At 41.7% G+C, this 22,649-nt stretch carries 17 protein-coding genes and 1 pseudogene; 4 read left to right on the forward strand and 14 right to left on the reverse strand.

What is annotated here, in order from left to right; genetic code table 11:
* Window positions 1-144: 144 nt before the first annotated feature.
* Complete coding sequence (locus tag IJ00_RS03530) at window positions 145-1,815, reverse strand: tetratricopeptide repeat protein (protein WP_238178424.1); 1,671 nt, start codon at window positions 1,813-1,815, stop codon at window positions 145-147.
* Between the two features lie 34 nt (window positions 1,816-1,849).
* Here IJ00_RS03530 and IJ00_RS03535 point away from each other — a divergent pair, with 34 nt between their 5' ends.
* Both IJ00_RS03535 and IJ00_RS03540 read left to right on the forward strand, forming a co-directional pair.
* On the forward strand, window positions 1,850-3,163 hold the full coding sequence (locus IJ00_RS03535) for a pentapeptide repeat-containing protein (protein ID WP_238178425.1): 1,314 nt from the start codon (window positions 1,850-1,852) through the stop codon (window positions 3,161-3,163).
* 298 nt (window positions 3,164-3,461) lie between these two features.
* A complete protein-coding gene (locus IJ00_RS03540) occupies window positions 3,462-4,223 on the forward strand; it encodes a DUF5995 family protein (RefSeq protein WP_035150106.1) in 762 nt (253 codons plus the stop codon).
* A 487-nt stretch (window positions 4,224-4,710) separates the two neighbouring features.
* On the opposite strand, the gene IJ00_RS28715 is transcribed toward IJ00_RS03540, so the two are convergent.
* Window positions 4,711-4,956, reverse strand: a complete 246-nt coding sequence (locus IJ00_RS28715) for a hypothetical protein (RefSeq protein WP_168163412.1) — start codon at window positions 4,954-4,956, stop codon at window positions 4,711-4,713.
* A 114-nt stretch (window positions 4,957-5,070) separates the two neighbouring features.
* Between IJ00_RS28715 and IJ00_RS03545 the strand changes: the two genes are divergently transcribed.
* Window positions 5,071-5,691, forward strand: a complete 621-nt coding sequence (locus IJ00_RS03545) for a 2OG-Fe(II) oxygenase (RefSeq protein ID WP_035150109.1) — start codon at window positions 5,071-5,073, stop codon at window positions 5,689-5,691.
* A pseudogene (locus IJ00_RS29535) lies at window positions 5,681-5,806 on the forward strand (CRISPR-associated endoribonuclease Cas6); the annotation flags it as partial. The gene IJ00_RS03545 and the pseudogene IJ00_RS29535, both read left to right, overlap by 11 nt.
* A gap of 288 nt (window positions 5,807-6,094) precedes the next feature.
* Here IJ00_RS29535 and pcrA read toward each other — a convergent pair.
* The 12 genes from pcrA to alaS all read right to left on the reverse strand — a co-directional run bounded on the left by pcrA (window position 6,095) and on the right by alaS (window position 22,390).
* Window positions 6,095-8,410: a DNA helicase PcrA gene (gene pcrA, locus IJ00_RS03550; RefSeq protein ID WP_035150111.1), complete on the reverse strand. Its 2,316-nt coding sequence runs from the start codon at window positions 8,408-8,410 to the stop codon at window positions 6,095-6,097.
* Between the two features lie 81 nt (window positions 8,411-8,491).
* The gene (locus IJ00_RS03555; RefSeq protein WP_035150115.1) at window positions 8,492-9,202 is read right to left on the reverse strand and encodes a HEAT repeat domain-containing protein; all 711 of its coding nucleotides are present in this window, start codon (window positions 9,200-9,202) and stop codon (window positions 8,492-8,494) included.
* Between the two features lie 204 nt (window positions 9,203-9,406).
* On the reverse strand, window positions 9,407-10,075 hold the full coding sequence (locus IJ00_RS03560) for a hypothetical protein (protein ID WP_035150118.1): 669 nt from the start codon (window positions 10,073-10,075) through the stop codon (window positions 9,407-9,409).
* 427 nt (window positions 10,076-10,502) lie between these two features.
* Window positions 10,503-12,206 (reverse strand): NAD+ synthase, encoded by a 1,704-nt coding sequence (locus IJ00_RS03565; protein ID WP_035150121.1) that lies wholly within the window; start codon window positions 12,204-12,206, stop codon window positions 10,503-10,505.
* A gap of 22 nt (window positions 12,207-12,228) precedes the next feature.
* Window positions 12,229-12,528 carry a chorismate mutase gene (locus IJ00_RS03570; RefSeq protein ID WP_082127249.1) on the reverse strand — a complete coding sequence of 100 codons (300 nt, stop codon included), beginning with the start codon at window positions 12,526-12,528 and terminating at the stop codon, window positions 12,229-12,231.
* 43 nt (window positions 12,529-12,571) lie between these two features.
* The gene (locus IJ00_RS03575) at window positions 12,572-13,318 is read right to left on the reverse strand and encodes an NUDIX domain-containing protein (protein ID WP_035150123.1); all 747 of its coding nucleotides are present in this window, start codon (window positions 13,316-13,318) and stop codon (window positions 12,572-12,574) included.
* Window positions 13,279-13,881 (reverse strand): nicotinate-nucleotide adenylyltransferase, encoded by a 603-nt coding sequence (locus IJ00_RS03580; protein ID WP_035150126.1) that lies wholly within the window; start codon window positions 13,879-13,881, stop codon window positions 13,279-13,281. The genes IJ00_RS03575 and IJ00_RS03580 overlap by 40 nt, the downstream gene beginning before the upstream one ends.
* Before the next feature lie 481 nt (window positions 13,882-14,362).
* The gene (locus tag IJ00_RS03585) at window positions 14,363-15,736 is read right to left on the reverse strand and encodes a nicotinate phosphoribosyltransferase (RefSeq protein ID WP_035150129.1); all 1,374 of its coding nucleotides are present in this window, start codon (window positions 15,734-15,736) and stop codon (window positions 14,363-14,365) included.
* Between the two features lie 932 nt (window positions 15,737-16,668).
* Window positions 16,669-17,694, reverse strand: a complete 1,026-nt coding sequence (locus IJ00_RS03590) for a hemerythrin domain-containing protein (protein WP_035150131.1) — start codon at window positions 17,692-17,694, stop codon at window positions 16,669-16,671.
* A 422-nt stretch (window positions 17,695-18,116) separates the two neighbouring features.
* Window positions 18,117-18,527 carry a TIGR02588 family protein gene (locus IJ00_RS03595; protein ID WP_035150134.1) on the reverse strand — a complete coding sequence of 137 codons (411 nt, stop codon included), beginning with the start codon at window positions 18,525-18,527 and terminating at the stop codon, window positions 18,117-18,119.
* Window positions 18,524-19,375, reverse strand: coding sequence for a TIGR02587 family membrane protein (locus tag IJ00_RS03600; protein ID WP_035150136.1), 852 nt, complete (start codon window positions 19,373-19,375; stop codon window positions 18,524-18,526). Before IJ00_RS03600 ends, IJ00_RS03595 begins: the two co-directional genes overlap by 4 nt.
* Window positions 19,376-19,741: 366 nt before the next feature.
* Window positions 19,742-22,390 (reverse strand): alanine--tRNA ligase, encoded by a 2,649-nt coding sequence (gene alaS, locus IJ00_RS03605; RefSeq protein WP_035150139.1) that lies wholly within the window; start codon window positions 22,388-22,390, stop codon window positions 19,742-19,744.
* Between the last annotated feature and the right edge of the window lie 259 nt (window positions 22,391-22,649).

Consider the following 22,649-nt stretch of genomic DNA (forward strand, 5'->3'; position numbering starts at 1 on the left):
ACTTTGGGGGTTTAAGTAAAGAGCTTATATAAGCAGCGTGTTTTGTATCGGGGTTTAAATCCCCGTCACAAAACGTAATTACGTTAGCGTTAGCTCCCCCGCATTACGAATTACGAATTACGAATTACGAATTATTTTAATGACTCACTCCTGACTCCCCTTCTCCTTCCCTTGCTCCTGCATAACTACTTTCAATGTTGCCTTTGCCAGACTTTGATTGGGGTTGAGTTTTAAAGCAACTTGTAAAGCCGCGATCGCCTGGGGATAACGTTGCATTTTGGCGAGAACCAAACCTTTACCCGTCATGGCTTCGGCGCTTTGGGGATTGATTTTTATCGCTCGATTGTAAGCTTTGAGAGCATCTTGATGACGTGCCATGGATGTCAAAACTAAACCTCGGTTATACCATCCTTCGTAGGCATTCATATTCAGGGCGATCGCTCTGTCTGTGGAGGCAAGGGCGGCGGGATATTGTTGTAAATGCCACAACACAACACTGTAGTTTGCCCATCCTTCGTAGTTATTCGGTTGAATGGCTAGGGATTTACTGTAGGCAATCAAAGCATTGCGATACTGCTGTTGTTTACTCCAGATTCTGCCACGGTTAAACCAAGCAGGGGCAAAACCTGCATTCAGGGCGATCGCCTTTTCTGTAGATGCCATAGCTTCTGGGTATTGTTGCAAATGCCACAGCGCCACACTGCGGTTGCTCCAAGCTTCGGCATAGTCTGTTCTCATCCCCACCGCTCGGTTTACCGATGCCAAACCATCCTCATATTTCCCTGCCCCAATTAATCCCACACCGCGCTCATTCCAAGCTTGGGCAGCCCCAAAATCATGCCACATCCCATCCCCAGCAATGGCAGCATCACAAGCTTTCACTGCTTCCTCATACTGCTTGCTACGGTTGAGCATCGCACAACGCCCCACCTGTGCCAGGGAATACTTGGGATTAATCGCCACCGAACGCTCGTAGGATGTCCGTGCTTCTGCGTAACGATTTAATTTTTGTAATACTAAACCCTGCCCTGCCCAAGCCTGGTAATCATTGGCATCCAGGGTAAGTAATTTGTCATAGTCGGCGATCGCCACGGTGAACTCATTGATTTTTGTATATGCCATGGCACGGTTAGCAAGGGCAAAGGTTTGACTCTTATCACCCCAGTTACCATTACCCGCTAGGGCTTGATTACAACTGGCGATCGCCTGCTCATGCTGCTCAATCTTGTTAAATAAATAACATTTGTATGCCAGAGTCAGAGAGTCCTTCGGTTCCAACAACAGACTTCTATCAAAGGCAATCATCGCCTGGGCATACTCATCCTGCTGAGTCAAAATCACCCCCCGATGTACCCAAGCTAACCTCGGTGATTCCTTGCCCCAATTGCCATCCACCTTCAAAGCTTGGTTGCAGATATCCAAAGCATCTTCGTTACGATTCAGAGCATTCAACGCCATACACTTGTAACTCAACGCCAAGGAAGTCTTTTTGTCAAACTGCAAAGCTCGATCTGCACTGACGATCGCCTCCGGATATTTCTTCAACTTCAACAACACCCCAGCATGATCTGCCCAATACAAAGGGTTGCGGGTTTTCAGAGAAATTGCCTGCTCACAAGCCGCCAAGGCTGCCTCATACTGCCCCGCCTGCTGCTGCAAATAACACAAGTTAGACCAGTAATTGGGGTCTTTTAACTTTTCCTGTAAAATATTCTGACTCAGAATAATCGGTGATTCTGCGGCTTCAGTTGCCTTGACAACTAGTAAAAAGCTCAAAATACTTACTACTGTAGCTAATTTTTTGATACATTGCATAGCTGCGATTTTCAGGATTGTCAATGTAGGATTGTTGGTTGAAGTTATTTTGCAAAACCTGGGCAAGGCGATGAAAAATTTGGTGAGAGGTTTCCAGCCCTCTATCGCTCTCCTGTTCCTTCTGATGTTCCTGCCAACTGCCTATGCAGCTGATGCTGGTGACATCCAGAAACTCAAAGAAACCCGTCAATGTGCCGGATGTAACTTAGAGAAAGCCAATCTACGGGGTTTTTATCTGCGTCAGGCAAACCTCAAAGGGGCAAACCTCCAAGGGGCAAATCTCAACGCAGCCGATTTACGGGGAGCATTTCTGCGGGGAGCAAACCTCAAGGATGCCGACCTGCGCAATGCTAACCTAGAAGATGCCAACTTAGAAAACGCCAAGTTAGCAGGAGTAAAATGGCACAATACAGTTGTAAGCGATCGCACAGTCATTGAGCGAAAATGGCGAGAAGTTTTTAACCTAGTTAATGGCAAAGTCACAAATCCTGATCTCAGTAAAGCTGACTTGTCAGGAGCAAATCTCAACGGTTTAGATCTACGTAACTTTAACCTCCAAGGTGCAAATCTGGAAAATGCCACCCTGGAAGCTACCCTACTGAATAACGTCAATTTCCAACAAGCTAACCTCACCTCTGCTAGTTTGTTTCTCAGTGATTTGCGTAATAGTAACTTCAGCAATGCCAACCTGGAAAAAGGTAAACTCCAAGCCACAGATTTTCGCAACGCTAATCTCAGCCAAACTAACCTCAAGCAAGCTAACCTCAGTAATGCTTTCCTGGAATCAGCAAACCTGAGTAACTCAATTCTCACCGAGGCAAAACTCTCCCGCTCCTACCTCAACAACGCCAACCTCAGCCAAACTAAACTCAATAATGCCAACCTCCTCACCTCCGACTTGCGAGGGGCAAACCTCACGGGTGTGGATTTAGCTAATGCCAATCTGCGAGGAGCAGACTTGAGCAATTCCATTCTCAGTAATGCGATTCTCCGCAGCAGCAACCTGGAAGGTGCGAATTTACGCTCTATGCAACTCAGTGGCACAAACCTCAGTGGTTTGAATCTCAGCAACGTTGATCTCAGTGGCAACAACCTCAGCAAAACCAACCTCAGAAGAACTAATTTAAGCGGAGCTAACCTGAAAACTGCCAACTTGAGCCAAGCAGACTTGTTTGAGGCAAACCTGAGTGGGGCAGATTTGAGCGGCGCAAACCTCAGCAATGCCGATCTCACCCGCGCTAATCTCCGTGGGGCGAACCTCCAAGGAACCACCCTCAGTGGTATCAAACTTAACTTTGCTAACTTCTGCGGCGCTACTATGCCAAATGGTAGTAAGGGTAAGTGTTAAAGCAGTTAAGAGTTAATATTTCCTATAAATATAAAACCTCTATAGGATGGGTTAGCGCAGCGTAACCCATGCAGAATAAGACTTTGATGCGTTACGGCTATGCCTAATACATCCTATAGCGTTTTTCATTCTAGTGAGGTATAGAAGAACCCCTCCCCAGCCCTCCTCGAAATCGGGGAGGGTGCCCAATAGGGCGGGTGGGGTTGTATTTCGGAAACGCTATACCTTTGATTAAACCGGATTACTTACCGCACTTTTAGGTTGGTAAGGATGTGAAAAGATGTTCTCGGAGAGCTACATGCAAGCAAAAAATACAGAACAGGTGATGCGCCACTTAGAAGATATAATTGCAGAAGCAAAAAGGAACTGCGATCGCACAGGTTTATTTGCTGCCCTTTACCGTCAGGTGACATTGAAAATCAACCAGGGAATTGAAAGTCATCTATTTGAAGATAATTCCCGTATGGAAAGATTCGCCACAAAATTCGCCAATCGCTACTTCCAAGCCCTTGATGATTATCAAAAACATGGTAAACCCACAAAAAGTTGGAAGGTAGCCTTAGAAGCAACTACACATCCCGATTATTTAGTTTTGCAACACTTACTTTTAGGAATTAACGCCCATATTAATTTAGATTTAGGGATTGTCGCAGCACAAATTAATCCCGACTCCAAATTACCCACATTCCGTCAAGATTACGATACAGTCAACCATATTATTGGAGAGTTACTAGACGGGGTACAAGGGATAGTTGGAAAATTTTCCCCGTTATTGGATATCCTCGACAAATTAGGGGGTAAAACTGATGAATGGCTCATGACTTTCAGTATGACTAAAGCCCGTCAAGAAGCTTGGAATCTAGCAGAACTACTAGCAGGGCAGAATTTTGTCGTACAACAGGGAATTATTGCCATGATTGATACCAAAGTGGCATTCTTAGGGAAATTGCTGATCAATCCTAGTCGGACTTTAAATAAAGCTGTGGATTTAATTCACGAAACTGAAAGTGATGATATCCCCGCCATTATCGATGCATTGAATAGTATTGTAAATTCATAATTCACGGTAATTGTCATAGCAATTTGAAAAAATAATTCAACAGTTAGGAGTTTAGCATTGCTCAACCCTTACCCCTCTTTTGTTACTACGGGGAGAGAATAGTCTGAAATGCTTACAGCATAAGGCTTTTATTAAAAAAACATAATTTCAGCCATTGTGTTAGAAAATAAACGCTCAAATGCATGTTCTATCTAGAGTTGAAAATTTGACTTTGATTTTTCTTTTCCCAGAGTGACAAAAAAGGGCTTACACCATTTCACGAAAAATCTGATACAGATGTAAATCCTGAAAGCTTTGCTGCATCTAAGTTTTTTAATTGCGTTAGCGTTAGCTCTCCCGCAGGGAGCATTGTGAATTGGTATAGCGTTTTTCATTCTAGTGAGGTATTGAAGAACCCCTCCCCAGCCCTCCCCGATTTCGGGGCTACGGTGTACACACAAGTGGTAGCTGTAAGGGTTTCAGGCGTTATAGACCCCTTAAATTGTCATTACGAGCGCAGCGATAGCGGAGCGAAGTAATCACATAATCCCGTGGTTTTTGCGATTGCTGAGTCGCAAAGCGACACGCTGCGCGAACGTCGTTCCTCCTCGCAATGACAGGCTTCCAGAGCGATCGCACAACCTAAATCTAAATGACGAAACCAAGTGCTAGGGGAAATTTTAAGACTTGTGTGTACACCGTAGCCTTGGCAAGGGGAGCCACTGCGTTGGGCGGGTTTCCCGACTTGTAGCAAATGGCGTGAGGGTGCGCGACAGCGCGGGTGGGGTGTATTTCAGTTGACTGGGAAACGCTATATCTAACGATGTAAAATACATAATCTCTATCCATCTTATTTTCCTAAGTCATCTTGAAATACTATCGTCAACAAACCAATACTTTCCCTACTACTTACCTCAATGACTTATGGGGAGAAATTAACTCTAGCCCTTACTTTTCTGTTAATAACCTGAATCGGGATTTTATCGCTACTAAAGGGTTTTCTGTAGTCTTTCAACAATCTGGGATAATGGAAGTTGTGGAAAAGTTTCCATTTTTTCAACCTTATTTAGATGTAGCTATTTTAGATAATTGCAATGCTTTTTATCTTAATCCTCTATTGTTGAAAGAAGGTTCCCGTGTCGATCCTCATATCGATCGCTCCCTACGTTCCTATTGTAAGACTATTGAACCACCAGCTTTTGTGAGTGTTCTCTATGTGCGTGTACCAGAAAATATGGAAGGGGGGGAACTGATATTACGCTGTCAAAAAAGACAAGTTGGGCAAATTAAACCACAGGTAAATAGTTTGGTGTATTTTCAGGGTGATTTAACCCACTCAGTCAATCCTGTCAAAACTCCCGGTAATCGCTTGAGCTTGGTATGTGAACAGTATAGTTTAAGTGAGGATGAATTGGAAGAGATTCCTCGGTTTACTGTGGAGTCAAGAGCTAGCATATCGAAAATTAAAAAGAGAAAAAATGCCCCATAGTTTAGTTTTAAATATAATTCCCCAATCTCCCATCTACCCTAATTACCTAACAGGGAGACACTACCATGCTTTATTTTTTAATCTTATCAGTTCTGTTGATCACGCTCTTGGCGATCGCCGAATTAATTCATAATAAAATACCCTCGACTTTTATGGCTAAAAATGGTGTATATCACCCGTTTAGAACCAGAAATAACTAAGAATATTTTCCTGCATTCTGCACAGTGGAAAGCTGCGGGAGAATCACCACAAGCTATTCATCTTATTAAACTAATCCCTATCAGGGATTGAGACTACATAATTGGTGAAACTCCAACAAGCGATTTAGTTGCAATTTAAACGAATCCCTGTACGAGTTCCTGACGGGTTCTGTTATCATCAGGAGCAAATTATTACCCATCACCTAACCCATTTTCTGCAACTGTGCTACCCTGGGGTCAACAATCTTCTGTCCTAAGCTGGCGAATTTAATTGCCACAGAAACCTTATTCCCCACACCAAATACATGGGTAATTTCACCCAATCCAAATGTTTTATGTAACACTTTATCTCCCACCGCCCAGGTATCACTATTTGTTGCCTGTCTGAAATTTGCTGATGTGCTTTTGGCGACTCGCTGCACTTTATAACCAGAAGTCAGCAACTCTGGGGGTAACTCATCAAGAAACTGCGATCGCATTGCGGGTTCCCGTGAACCATACAAGCGTCTTTCCCGTGCGTGGGAGAGAAACAACCGTTCTTGAGCGCGGGTAATTCCCACATAACAAAGTCTGCGTTCCTCTTCCAAGGCTTTTGGGTCATTCATGGAGCGATAATTAGGGAATAATCCCTGTTCCAACCCTACCAGGAAAACTATGGGGAATTCTAGCCCCTTGGATGCGTGGAGAGTCATCAAGGAAACCGCAGTTTCTCCCTCCTTGAGGTTATCTAAATCGGAACTAAGTGCGGTACTGGAAAGGAAGTTTTGCAGAGAAACTTCTTCGTTTTCTTCGGCGAATTGCAATGTCGCATTATACAATTCCTGGACGTTCTGTAACCTATCTTCCGCTTCGTCCGTTCCCTGGGTTTGCAAGTCTGTGACATAACCAGAATCCTCTAAAATCCCTTGCAGTAGCTCTGGTACGGGAGTCGTATCTAGTTGATTACGCCACTTGTCAATCATTTTAGCAAATCCATTGACAGATTTAGCCGATCGCCCAGCTAGGGTATTAACAGATGTTTCGTCGCTGAGTATTTCCCACAGGGTGACACCTAGTTCCTGGGATGCATTTACCAGGTTATCAATGGTTGCTTTCCCGATACCGCGACGGGGTGTATTGATTACCCGCATCAGACTTAGGGTATCTGCGGGGTTGGCGATCGCCCGCAAATAACCGAGAACGTCCTTAATTTCCTTGCGATCGTAAAATTTTAAACCTCCCACCACGGTGTAGGGAATTTGATTGCGTACGAGAATATCTTCAAAGGGTCGAGATTGGGCATTAGTACGGTATAGAATGGCAAAATTACCCCAGTGAATTTCTGGATTTTGTCTTTCTAGATTACGAATTTGCTGGATAACGAATTCTGCTTCTGCAATCTCATCATCTGCTTTGAAAAAGAAGATTTGTTCCCCTGCTCCCCTCGTTGCTTTCAGAACCTTATCAATCCGTTGGGTATTATTTTCAATCAAGTGGTTAGCAGCTTGAAGGATATTTTCACAGGAACGATAGTTCTCTTCTAATTTCACCATCGTATCCGTACCTTCATCCTCTAAACCATCCCCAAAATCTTGCTGAAAGTCTAGAAGAATGGTAAAGTCAGCCATTCTAAAAGAATAAATCGATTGGTCAGCATCTCCCACCACAAACACAGAACGGTTATTCCAATTCCACTGTTTCTTATTAGTTTCTCCGTGGGTAGCCAGCAAGCTAATTAAATCATATTGGGTGCGATTAGTATCTTGATATTCATCTACCAAGATATGGCAAAATTTCCGATGCCAATACCCCAAGACATGCTCATTCTGTTGAAATAACCTCACAGGAATCAAGATTAAATCATCAAAATCCAGGGCATTATTTTCTGCCAATTTATCTTGATATAAGCTGTAAACTTCCGAAATTACCCTACCCCGATAATTTGGCTGTTCCTTGGCGAATTCCTGGGGTGATAAACCCTGGTTTTTGGCATTACTAATGGTGTAGCGTACAGAACGAGGTTCAAATTTCTTGTCATCCAAATTTAACTGCTTGGTGACAATCTCCTTAACTAAACTTTGAGCATCACTATCATCAAAAATCGAAAAATTACGGTTCCAAGTACGTCCTCGTTCATCCTGATACTTCTCAATATCTAAGCGGAGAATCCGCGACAAAAGACTATGGAAAGTGCCACACCACAAGTCTTTGATATAATGTCGCCACACCTGCGATCGCAACTGAGTTTGTTGATGTTCTGGTAATAAATCGAACTTTTCCCCATACTCAGACAGAGCTAACTGCTCGGCAAACAATTTTTGGATCCGCTCCTTCATTTCCCGTGCAGCTTTGTTGGTAAAAGTTACCGCCAAGATATTCTCTGGGTCAACCCGATGTTGTAAAATCAGATTGGCGATCCGATAGGTAAGTGCCCTTGTTTTGCCAGAACCTGCACCCGCAACGACTAACAAAGGTCCACAAAAATGCTCAACAGCACGGCGTTGACTAGGGTTAAGATGGCTTAGGAAATTTGTGGTCATGGATGGGAGGATTAAGACAAAGCATCGCTATTAGTTAGGCTACACTATCCTACCGAGTATTTTGAATTTTAAATTTGATATTTAATTTTCATCCCTTCCCCTTAAACCCTGGATGAGACTAATTGAGTCTGCCGCTTCTTTCGCCACAGACCACCAACCAGGTATAATTGTGTGATCAGTTTGGGCTAGTCTTTGCAATTTGGGTAATGCTTGCTCCACAACGACTGCTCCCACAGCAAAACATCCCCAAAACCTCACCTCAGCTGCCAAATCATCCAAAGATTCCAGCATCACCTGTACCGCACTGTCATAGAGATTTGTGGGAATATCCTCAGAAAGCTTATTACCTAACCCTTCCAAAGCTTGCGATCGCAGTGATGGAGGTTCATTTTTGTTTCCTGCAATTTCCGTGAGTACTTGAATTAATTCTGGGTTAATTTGGCAATTCGTCAAGAAAGAGACTGTATATGCTGCACTTTCTCGCTGAGATACGTCAACACCCCTAGTGAGAATCTCGAATAAACCAGTCAGATGTTTTGTAGTCGCAATCAAACTTAATGCAGTTGCTGCATGCATCCACAACTCCCGACTTTGACTAGATAACACACCCATCAAAGTATCAGCGTCATCATCATTTCCTACCTTTCCCATTAACCAAACAGCTATTTCTGCTTGCTGAGGGTTGAGAGTCTCAATCCAACCGTGACTACGAGAGCTAAAACCCAAACTTTCCAACATCTCAATATCAGCTATTGATTCTGGAAATTGATTCTTGACTTGTTGAATATTCATGATACGTAGGAGGAAGAATTAAAATAATTCGTAATTCGTAATTCGTAATTCGTAATTCGTAATGCTCCCTGCGGGAGAACTAACGCTAACGTAATTACGTTTTGTGACGGAGATTTAAACCCCGAAAGTTGGTTAAATATAAAACCTTCAAATCCTGCTCTGCAAGTTAGTAAATTTGATAAGATTTATTGAGCTTAGTTTATATTATGAGCTTTTAAGAGATAAATTATTCTTGACTTGCTCTGTGCAGAATCGGAAATAATACATCAACCAGCTAAATATTCCTAGGAGCTTAAAGTATTCTTCCACAATGTGAAAGTTATGCATTTCCTCTGGTGTCATATCTAAAATTGTAGAGATTCCAAAAAACATGACTGTCAATGCGAGGAAGAGGGGACGAGAAGCTAATATTAGTTTACCGAAAAGCAAGATAAAAGTTGCGAATTCTATGCCATAGATAGCAAAGACTAGCATTTCGGCAAGATTTTGAGAACTGCGGGAAATTTCTGTCTTAAAACCATAGATAATAAAACTAAATTGTTCATGTAGTTGAAAAGTATCATCAAGTAATAGTTGTGTGGAAATGATTCCGGAAAACAAAAGAAATAAAAATATATTTTGACTGAATTTCGTTGTGTTATTAGGACGTAAAATCAAAGCAGAAAATATACAAATAGCACTGGTTGCACACCAACAAAAGCTACCAATGAGAGAAAACATTCCCACGTAGGCAGGTTGATGACTCACTTCTGTGGGATCTGCCACTAGCTGATACATGGAAATACCTGCTAATTTCGTGACAACAGTAGTGATGATAATAAAGATAATTAAAGGTAAATATATTTTGACAATTGTAGACAATGAAATTTTCATATTTTGGTGGTAGATGTTAAAATCAATCCGCCTGTCAAAATAACATTCACAACTAAGTTGTATTTCTCAAAGATGATGCTGTGATGCTGACACAGGTAGACATCCTATGATTATTTGGAGAGTCGCAATATTCTGGATAAGGAATGAAAGCGATATCTGGTAAATTTAATCCCAATCTACTCAACAAATTCTGAATGCTAATGACAATCAAATCAATCGTAGTCTAGATGACATAGATTTTAATTGAGTAGAAATCATGAATTTGGCTAGTATTTTTGCTTGCTAAGAATTAAGCGATCGCCCTAGGTTATGGAAAGATTATGATTATTTTATATTTTTATCCCTAGAAATCTCCTGATACCAGGGACAATTTTGGCGATCGCTGCGATTATTTACGTAGAAAGACTAAATACATACGTATTAATTTTTACTTTTGCAGTATAACTTGTTGTTGATAGACATCTTTCACAGCTAACCAATTGCTGGCGATCGGCATTCTCCAACCTGTACCAAAAGCGCGATCGGTGATTTTCAAACCTGGGGGTGCTTGCCGACGTTTGAATTCTGCACGGGCAACTAGACGCAATACTTTATCAACTATTTGGGCATCATGTCCAGCTGCAACTATCTGCTGGGGTGATTCGTGGTTGTGAATCAGACGTTGAAGAATATCATCTAGAATATCGTAGGATGGGAGGGAATCTTGGTCAACCTGTCCCGGTTTCAATTCCGCACTGGGTGGTTTAGTAATCACGTTTGAGGGGATAACTTCACCATCGTGGTTTAACCAGTGACAGAGGGAATAAACACGGGTTTTGGGTACATCTGCAATCACCGCTAAACCACCGTTCATATCTCCATACAGAGTGCAGTAACCAACTGCCATTTCCGATTTGTTACCCGTGGAAAGCAGGAGATAACCAAATTTATTGGCGATCGCCATCAACAAATTACCACGAATCCGCGATTGAATATTTTCCTCTGCTAACCCAAATTCCGTACCTGCGAATAATTCTGCCAGGGTTTGATCATAGTCTTGCATTAAATCCCCGATGGGGAGACGAGTCGTTTTTATACCGATATTTTTTGCCAATGCCAGGGCATCACTGATAGAATGCTCGGAACTGTAGGGAGATGGCATCAGTACACCAAGGACATTTTCTTTACCAAGTGCTGCGGAGGCGATCGCTGCGACTAAAGCAGAATCCACACCCCCACTTAAACCCAAAATCCCCTTAGAAAAACCGCATTTTTGAGCATAGTCACGCACACCTAAAACTAAAGCATTCCAGATTTCCCCATCCAAATTTTCATAATGGGGAGAAATAGCAGATGGGAGTAAATCTTGTTGTAGAGCATCTAATTCAACTATTATCAAGTCTGTTTCAAAACCAGGAGCGCGACAGATAATTTCCCCAGATTTATTCAAAGCAAAACTTCTACCATCAAAGATTAAATCATCATTGCCACCAACTTGATTTGTATAGATAATTGGTAGTTTAAATCTGGCAGCACTATGACTTAACATTTCCTCTCGAAAACGTTGTTTACCTGCTGTATAGGGAGAAGCAGATAAATTCACAATCACATCTACTCCTAAAATCGATAAATCGGCAACGGGATTAACGGTATAACTGCGTTTACCCCAAAATTCCTCATCATTCCATAAATCTTCGCAAATTGTCACCCCAATTACCATATCATCAAGGGTAAAATAATTTGCTTGTAATCCTGGTTCAAAATAGCGATGTTCATCAAAAACATCATAGGTAGGTAATAAACGTTTATGGAAAACTTGCTCAACTTTCCCATCAAGTAATAGGGCAATACTATTAAATAAATGTTTCCCACCAGTTGCATGAGCTTGCTCATTTTTACTAGTAGTTCCCACAAGTACAGCTAAATTAGCAGGTAAATCACGCGCTAGCTGTTGTAGAGTGATATCCATTGCCTCAATAAAACTAGGATTTAATAATAAATCCCGTGGAGGATATCCACACAGAGATAATTCCGGAGTGAGGAGTAAACGCACTCCAGCATTAGCAGATTCTTGGGCAACTTGGAGAATTTTGGCAGCATTACCAGGTAAATCTCCGATGGTAGGATTTAATTGGGCGATCGCAATTTTCATAGAAATTCTTAACTAGATAATTTTAGCTATTCTTTGATAACCAACTTTGCAATTCTTCGTCAATAAAATAATTCACTAAATCTCGATATATTTTTTCAATAACATCTGGATTTATCCCCCTATCCTCTGCCCAAATTCTCCTCTGTTTTAACATAGTCTCAACTCTATCTGCTGCTTGCACATCCTGTGGATTATTTTTGAATTTTGCCGCAGCTTGCACATAGGAAAATCTTTGTGCCAAAGTAGAGATAATTTGCTGATCAATAGTATCAAGACATTCACGAATTTCTTGAATATTGCGACATTCTTCCGGTAATTTCATTGTATTGTCCAATATAATTACTGAGATATATACAGATATGCACCTAAATAAACACCAAAGGTTTATCTTTGAAAGGAGCAAAAGCCATGGCATCAAATTTATATAAACTTGCCGGTCTACCCGCTCCCCGTGATACCTTAATACCTGTATCGGATAAAAATCCTAGCTTCAACAGACGAGCGCGAAAGTTAGAATAATCAGAGAAATTGTCACCTAAAACAGTAGCGTATAGCTGATATAAATCATTCAGGGTAAATAACTCAGGTAAAACATCAAAAGCGATGGGACTATATTCTAATTTGTTTTTCAAACGTTGGTATCCATAGGTGATAATTTTGTTATGGTCAAAGGCTAATTGGGGTAATTCTTTGACAGGATACCAAGCAATACCTGTGACTTTATCCGCAATTAATTCTGCTTCTTCAAATCTGACTAAGGCAAAATAACTAACAGATAAATAGCGTACTCCATAACTATCAGTTGCTTCCCTAGGGTCACGGTGAGGTCCTCCGAAGGTGTACAATTGTTCCAAATAGAGATTTTTGACGTGAATTTTCTCCGCCATAATCCGATATGCACCATCTTCTAAGGATTCACCTTGACGTACTAAAGTACCGGGGAGACTCCAATAGTTAAGAAAGGGTTCCTGTTGTCGCATGACTAGCAAAACTAACAGTCGATTTTGAGCAGTATCGACTGAAAAAATCACATTATCAACTCCAACTTTGAAATCTGCCAAAGGTTGTTGATTTATCGCATCTGGAAGCTTTTTCTGCTTACGTCCTGGCATTTGTTGTATAAATGCTGTTGATTAATATAGGCTATTATCGGGGGTGTGAGTGCTTCAGCATCTCCATTTTCACGATACGCTGTTGAGGATACATCTAAACCTGTAAATTCAGCGATCGCCACTTTTCCCCCTAATTTTGCCACAGTTTGCAAATTTTCCTCGTCAATCACATATCCTGGTCGAGGAATCACCAAGAGTTCAACTTGGTTTAACAAATCTTCAATCCGATACCATCGTGGTAACTGAGTCAGTAAGTCAGAACCCACCACCAAGGTGAATTTAGCAGTTTCTCCCCAGAATGCTTTTGCTTTTTCTAAGGTTTCTAGCGATCGCCAACTACTCAAATCTTGCTGCAATGCGACATTTTGTCGTGGTGGATGCATATCCGCAATTAATAAACTTAACATTGCTGCTCGATGTTCCAAAGGTGTTTGTTGTGATTTAAAGGGATTATCAGCAGCCCACACCGCTACCCAATCATACCTCTGACACAGCCAATTAATAATAAATTGGTGTCCCGCAGTTGGTGGATCCGCACTTGTACCAAATAAAGCTACTTTCATAAATTTGGAGAATGAGTTGGGAGTAATGAGTAATACCAATTCGTAATGCTCCCTACGGGAGAGCTAACGCTAACGTAATTCGTAATTCGTAATTAAGAAAGTCTTATCTAGTCAGACTTTCAGGGTTTGTATCTGTTTCACTATTTTCGTGAAATGGTATAACCCTCATTTGTCACTTTCGGGAGAGAATAGTCTGAAATGCTTACAGCATAAGGCTTTTTTTTTAAAACCATAATTTCAGCCATTGTGTTAGAAAATAAACGCTCAAATGCATGTTCTATCTAGAGTTGAAAATTTGACTTTGATTTTTCTTTTCCCAGAGTGACAAAAAAGGGATAATGAGTTGGGAGTAATGAGTAAGGAGTTGGGAGTTGAGAGTAGAGAGTTGGGAGTAGAATTTATGAACTATGGGAGGATGTTTTAAAAGTCATGATTAAAGTCATGATTGAGGTGTCAAATATTTTCATCAAAATATCACCCCTTACCTATTACCCATTCCCCTTTTTGTTCTTTGTGTCAAATCTTGTAAATTCTGGGAAATTTCCACATCTAACAACTGAGAATTATCTAATTGCCGCAGAGATTCTGGTAAACTAGCCACATTCATGGCAGTACGTTGCCGAATTGTCCCTAAACTTTCTGTTTGCTGCACCCTTTCACCTCCTTGCATCACCAACTGCAATAACCCAATTTCATCCTTACCTGGTGTTTCTGTAATTAATCCCAGGCGATCGCGGTGAATTTTCCCTCCCACGATAGTACGGAAAATCTGCTTTCTACCGGGATAGGTTCCCTTCCCACTCGACTCCTTCATCACCGGAATCCCATCAATTTCCACTAATTTATACACCCCATTCACTGGTTTACCTGTAACCAACTTTGTTCCCAAACCATAACCATCAATTTCTGCACCCTCTGCTTTGAGTCGAGCAATTTCCCACTCATCCAAGTCACCGCTAGCAAAAATTGATACATCTGGTAAGAGCGATCGCACCTTTTGCGAGATTGTCACCAAATCCCCCGAATCTAACCTTATCCCGCTTAATTCAATCTCTCCCGCCCTTACCTTCGCCGCCAAACGCTCCGCCGCCGCCACCGTATCGTAGGTATCAATTAGCAAAGGGGCACCGGGAAAATATTGATGAAATGCCGTAAATGCTTGGTCTTCCGTACCCTCCATCGCCGACAATGCCATTACCAAGGCGTGTGCCATTGTACCACTCGGCTTTTCTCCTAGTTGTAACGCCGCTAACACGTTAGAAGTAGCATCAAAACCTGCCGCTAACGCCGCTCTCGCTGCCCACAGCGCCCCCTGGGGACTAAAAGCCCGTCGCGTGCCAAATTCCAACAAAGTCGCCTCTACCCCTGCTAAATCGCGGATTCTGGCGGCTCTAGTCGCGACCAATGTTTGATAATTTAAGGTATTCAATAGGAAAGTCTCAACCAACTGAGCTTGCCACAAAGGTGCTTCCACCCGTAACAGAGGTTCATGGGGAAAAATTGCTGTTCCCTCAGGTACTGCCCAAATATCCCCGCTAAATCTAGCCGATTCTAGTATCTGCCAAAAGCGTTCCGGGGCATGATGAAAAATTCCCGTTGCCTGCAAAGCTGCGATTTGCTCAGGGGTAAACTGCAAATTCTCTAAGTATGTCAATGCTTGCGTTAAACCCATGGCAATTAAATAGCCAAAATCCTCCGGCAATCGTCTGACAAATAGCTCAAAACTCGCTGATTTTTCCTCGAATCCTTCACCCGTATAACAAGCTGCCATGGTTAACTGGTAAAGGTCGGTTAATAAACTATAATCAACACTTGCAATCCCTAGCTCCTGCTCCCACCTTGGCAAAGCTGTCATAAAGTGCCGCCCTTAAAAAATAATTTGAATTTTGAATTACCGTAATTTGTGATGTCACGGGGGAATTAAACCCCAATTCGCTGAAATCGGTGAACAGGAACAGATACCTGCTATGTATATTATGGTAGTTTTTACCATAAATATTGTCAACTATTATGGGGAAAATTGAGCAGAAGCTTGGTTAGCTCATCGTTCAGGTGATAAAACTTATGGTGAAATCCAAATTTTCCCCTTTCTCAGGTGGGACTAGTAGTCTATCGCATCAATTTTGATAGTTTATACAGTGGGTATCTCTTGACTTTCTTCGAGGGTAGTTTTGTCAACTTCCTAAAATCATGGAGTGAGACGCTTCCATTACACATGTTTTATCCATCACAACTTATGCAATCAACTAGTATCAAAAGCTTTGAGGAAGGTGGGTTCGACTGCGCTCACATACCCTGCGTATATTTCAAAAATAAAATATGAGTCCTATCCAAACTTGACATTTGATAATTATAGAGATTATTTTTTCTTAAAAATGCTGGTATCAAAAATCTTTTTTAGCTAACAAAAATTAAAATCATCAACATAGTATTTATCATCCTTGTGAAGTATAGAAGACCTACTGCATAACCATCCTAGGAATCAGAGAGGGTGAGTTATAGAACAGGTAGGGTGTACTTTACTTGACCGGAAAACACTATAAGAAAAAGACATCTTGCACTTTTGTCAATACATAATTTATCAGATATAAATTACGTTTTTTGACTTTTGTCCAAGATGTCATTAAGTTTCTAAGTCAGATAACCAATTACATGATTCCGCTAATAAATCAGTAGGTGAGGTTAATTAAATGTCAAATGGTTGGCTCTTGTACAACCTTGACTACATAAGCATTTGAAGTCCTATTGCTGGAATCAAATATTGGACAAAAAATTATACCTTCCTACCTAAGCAGCACTCATTTCTTGCTGAAGCTTGCTCTTAGCAGTTTTGAATTGAGTAGCCATTTGCTCTGTTTGTTGATCGTTACAGTTGTTGCGAATCACCGCAAACATAGTACTCTCTTCTTGACGGACGTGATCCATAACCGCATCCTTCAAGCGACGAAGTTCATTTTTAAATTCCGATGATGTGGGATTTAAGGCTTTAAGCTGTTTTAGCATCACCTTCATTTCTGCTTGTTCGTTATACAACTCCTGAACGTCACTATAGAAGGGTTGAACTGCTGGGTAAACAACTTGTTCTTCTGCTTCTGCGTGAACTGTTAAGTCTTTGTAAAGTTGACCAAAATACTCTTGGATTTTTTGGGGATCATCAGAGCTTTCAATCTGCACGAACAGCATATTTGCCTTGTTATGATCTGCGCGGATGATGTCTTGGATATTCACTTCATCGTCTGTGTTACTGATGACGCTACCTGCAACACCAGTAACAGCTGCTACTGCATCTTGCACACGAGCCCATAAACCTTGTTTTGCTTCTTTTCCGGTGAGTTCACGAACACCCAAGATTTCCAAAATTCCTTTTAATTGTTCTTGATGGGCGCGGTTTTCAAAGTTGATTGTATTTAAAGGAGTAATTGCAGCTTCCACATCTGCACCTACCACTTGAGCTGCTTTGTGAACTAAAAGACCGCTCATTACTTGCTGGTGCTTAAGTAACTCGTGCTGGAATACTTTTTCATACAGGCTTAACTCTGAGCCTTCTATCATCTCTTGAACCTTTTCTACCATCTTTTGGACGGTTTCTTGCCCTTGGGAGTGCACACCATACTGAACCATTACAGTATCTAAAATGCCTAGGTTTTTGCGATCATCATTCATCATATCTCGGAGGCGATCGCAAACATCTTGGTCGTTACATGCAGACATTAGCTTCTGCTCGTTAGCAATCAGTAGGTTTTGTACTTCTTTCATATCTGCTAACTTAGTAGCGATCGCCTGACGTTTGGTGTCATCTAGGGTCATTACCATTTGAGTATTTTCCTTATTTATAAAACGCAATCTTCTACAAAGATGCCATATCAATTCTTGATAACTCATCCTTCAAAAGAAAGAGGAAGGCTGTACCTTTTTGCAGAGATATATTTTTTGGAGATTCAGCCACTATCCTCATGAAAAATAGTTTGTATTTCGTCTGAAATTTAAGAAATAAATCGATAAAACAAATAGCTATAATTATTTATAATTCATCTCTCAAAAGCAAGAGAAAAGCTCTAACTTTTTGGGCAGATATTTTCTGATAGATTCAGCCCCATCCGGAAGGGAAATATTTTTTATTTTATCGTTCAGGTGATGAAACTTGTGTTGAAATCAAACATTATCTTTAAAAATGGGGTAAAACTCCCCTTTTCTAGTATATTTTGGTTAAAAAACAGACACTTTTCCACATCTTCCTAGGGCAATTTGTAGCTCGCAACTCTAATAGTTAATTTTCCCTGTCGTGGGTCACTCTTAAAGATAAATGCACCCTGTTCTTTTTCGCCGCGAGAAAGAAAGTCTATTTGCTGTTCTCCAGATTCAACTTCTCCATTAATTTGCAGTTCAGCGATAATTTGTACTGATTCAGCAGTACTCCCGCCATGGTTAGTGACAGAAAAAGGAACATAATAGTAACCGGAATTTTCTTGAATTATCCCCTCTTCTACGGCTGATATTTTCGGTGGTTGTTGATTTGTTTTATCTTGCCAAATATAAATAACTAATCCCACCATCACAGCTAAAATTAATGAACTGATACTGAAGGAAATCCACTCAGCAAGAGTGCGTTTTGGTGTTTTTTGTTTATCTGCACTAGTGTGGTTCATATTGCCAATCTCCCAGCAGCACCGCCAATAGTGGCAGGTAAACCTAGAATTAAACCATGGGTCAGCCAGACTGTCCAAGGGTCATCAAAACTCAAACGTTGAAAAAACCACAGCATAAATATAGCAGTTAAAACTGCGATAAAATAGGTGACAACTGTTTCACTCAAAGGGTGTTGAAAAATGCCCTTTTGTTCCATTCTTTTCTGTTGATTAGCAAAGCCCGAGTCAAAAACAATACCATAGGATATAACCAGAGAGAATGCCATAATTGCTAGTAACCAAGGACTGGTAACTGCTGCTGCTAACATTGCCACTTCATCGGTAGGAGCGATATTAAAAGCAACAACCATGGCACCAATTAAGGTCGCACCGATATCTGAAATAGTCGCGTGAAGTTCGCCCTTGATTTTGCTTCTGACAGAAGTTTTCTGCTGTTGTTCCTCATTTTGAAAATAGCGATCGCCACTTAAAACCTGATTTGCTAAAGCTACACCCAGGGTAAAGGGCATACTTTCAAACATGATTTTACCAACAGTTTCATTTAATGAGCCTTCCCCGTCAATTTCCCGGAGTAAAATTAACATCAAGGTTGTACAAACAATGCCGATGGCGATCGCCTCTATGCTATCCATGGCAGCATCAATGACTCCAACATTTTGAGTTGTTCGGAAACCTGCGGTACGGTTCAACAAAAAAACAACCAAAAAATCGATCGCCAGAGCGACTATAATTTTCTCCGGTTTTACAAGGGAACCAATCCACCAAACTTCCATTGTGTATATCAGGGGAATTCCAAATAAAAATCCCCCGCAAGCTCCGCGAATCAAGTCTTTAATTTCATTGTTCATTGCAACGGAAAATATGATGGGTAGCAGATTCCTAACTTCTTGGAGGGAAGCTTTGTTACCTTATCTCTATCTGCTATTGTTAGCCAGGTTAAATACTAAGTTAACATTCAATCATTGAGGAACGAACTTTCTTGAGGTGTAGTTGAGATGCAAGTTCACTCATTCTTTAGTTAGATTTTAAGGGAGAGATTTGAGTTGTGAGTAATGATTCTTATGGGATTAAGAAGCGTTTCTAATTCATATCAGGTGTAATTCGTGATTTGTAATGACTCGCTCCCCCAGGAGCTACACCAAAGTAATAAAAAAAATCCTGGTCTTGGATATATTCCAGGATTTTAGTGAAATGGTGTCAAAAGCCCACAATTCTTAACTGAAGGCAGAAACTAACTGACTTTTCGCTTGGGCGATCGCCTCATCTAATTTACTGGCATCTTTTCCCCCAGCTTGGGCTAAATTAGGTCTACCACCACCTCCACCACCGCAGATTTTCGCAATTCCCCCAATAAATTTCCCAGCTTGCAGTCCTTTTTGATTGACATCTGCGCCAAAAGCTGCAACTAGGGTAACTTTTCCTGGCTCAGGTACAGAACCGAGAACTACCGCACCCTTAGCACCGAGTTTTTGCTGTAATCTTTCCCCAGCAGTTTGCAAGGATGCAGCATCAACTTGATCAATTCTGGCGACAATTATCTGAAATTCACCCACATTTTCCACCGTTGTCAGCAAACTATCAGACTTGGCGATCGCCAATTCACTTTTCAAGCTTCCGACTTCCTTTTGCAAATTCTTGACTTCGTTTTGCAATCCGGTGATTCTGTCGCTGATTTCCTCTGGTTTGACTTTGAAACGATCGCTCAAATCTTTGACAACGCGATCGCGCACTTCTAAATAGTCGAGAATTGCCGCACCAGAAACCGCCTCAATCCGTCGCACTCCGGAGGAAATACCACTTTCGGAAATGATTTTAAATACACCAATCTCAGCAGTATTAGTGACGTGAGTCCCTCCACATAATTCCATGGAAACACCTGGAAAATCGATAACTCGGACTTCATCTCCATACTTTTCCCCAAACATGGCTGTAGCACCTTTTGCCTTAGCTTCCGCAATAGGCATGACTTCTATCTGGGCAGCATGGGCTTCAGCAATCCAGCTATTAACCTGCTCTTCCACCTGTTGCACTTCCTCTCCAGTCAGAGCGCGGGGACAATTAAAATCAAAGCGCAACCTATCGAAGGAAACCAAAGAACCCGCTTGGGAAATCCCCTCATCCACAATTTTTTTCAAGGCAGCTTGTAACAGGTGAGTGGCGGTATGATTCGCCTGGGCACGACGACGACAACCGCGATCAATTTGGGCAGTCACCGTATCTCCAACACGGATAGTACCTCGCTCGACCCGTCCAAAATGCACAAAAAAGTCTGATTCCTTCTTCACATCATGAATCAGAACGACAATTTCATCCCCAGAAATATAACCCTTGTCACCAATTTGTCCCCCTGACTCTGCATAGAAAGGGGTTTGATTCAGCAAAATTTGCACCTCATCACCGGCTTGGGCTTCCTCCTGGGCAACCCCTGCTACCAGTAGGGCAGTAATTTGGGCTGTGGTGGTAGACTGCTGATAACCCAAAAATTCCGTACCCTGGATATGCTCTGCCAACTTATCCAAAGCACCCTGCACCGTTAAATCAATGGTTTCATGGGCAGCTTTGGCACGCTCTACCTGTTTTTGCATCTCTAGGGCAAATTCCTGATCATCCACGGTTAAACCCTGCTCTCCAGCGATTTCCTCTGTCAATTCCTTGGGGAAACCGTAGGTATCGTAGAGGGTAAAAGCATTGATACCGCTAATTTGGGTTTTGCCCTGGTTTTTCACCTCAGCAATGATTTCATCCAGTAATTTCTCACCCCGCTCCAGGGTTTTGAGAAACTGGGATTCTTCCCGTTGCAACTCAGCTTTAATCGCAGTTTCCCGTTGCCGCACATTCGGATAGGCAGATTCTGACAGAGAAATTGCTGTTTCTGCCACCTGGGTAGTAAATTCCCCAGAAATCCCGATTAATCTGCCATGACGCACTACCCGACGAATTAACCGACGCAACACGTAACCCCTACCTACATTCGACGCCCGAATTCCATCGGCTATCATATGTACCACTGCACGGATGTGATCACCAATGACTTTTAGGGATACTTGGGTTTTAGCTGGTGCTGTACTATATTCAATCCCAGAAATTTGGGCAGCTGTTTGAATAATCGGGAAAATTAAGTCCGTTTCAAAATTATTCGGCACTCCCTGAAGAATTTGTGCCATCCGTTCTAAACCCATCCCCGTATCAATATTGCGATTTTGCAAGGGGGTAAGATGACCTTCAGCATCCCGGTTATATTGCATGAATACCAGGTTATAGAACTCGATGAACCGACTATCATCTTCTAAATCAATCTTGTCATCACCCAGTTCCGGGTGGAAATCATAGTATATCTCAGAGCAGGGTCCACAGGGTCCTGTCGCCCCCGATGCCCAGAAATTATCATCCGCACCCATCCGTTTAATCCGCTTGGGGTTAACTCCAATTTTATCCAGCCAAATCGCCAATGCTTCGTCATCTTCCTCGAAGACACTGACTACTAAACGTTCCGGTGGTATTTGAAAAACTTGGGTAGAAATTTCCCACCCCCAGGCGATCGCCTGTTCTTTGAAATAATCCCCAAAGCTGAAATTACCTAACATTTCAAAGAAGGTATGATGACGTTTGGTCACACCCACATTTTCAATATCATTGGTACGGATACATTTTTGTGATGTTGTCGCTTTGGGAAATTCGGGAGTCCGTTGTCCTAAAAATATCGGCTTAAATGGTAGCATCCCCGCGATCGTCAGTAGTACGGTGGGATCTTCCGGTACTAGGGATGCACTGGGTAAAATCTGGTGTCCCCGTTGAGCATAGAAGTCCAGGAATTTTTGACGAATTTCGCTACCACTGAAAGATAATAGGGGATGGGAAGACATAGGTAGTTACAAAAAGTACGAACAAGAATAGGGTAATAATGGTTATTGGTTGATCAACAATAATAATGAAGAATCAAGACCAACGCTTCATCATATTCTGACATTTCTGAGGAAAGTTTCCGCCTCAACTTTAGGTAAACAGGGTTAAGTGCTGAATCCTGAGACAAAGTTTGCTGATTATTCTCCGGACTTGTGCAGGTTTCCATAGTGGCACATTTATTCGTTTACCAAAAAATAAACGCTTACAATCTTGTGTGAA

It is taken from the genome of Calothrix sp. 336/3 (assembly GCF_000734895.2).
Classification (GTDB): Bacteria; Cyanobacteriota; Cyanobacteriia; order Cyanobacteriales; family Nostocaceae; genus 336-3.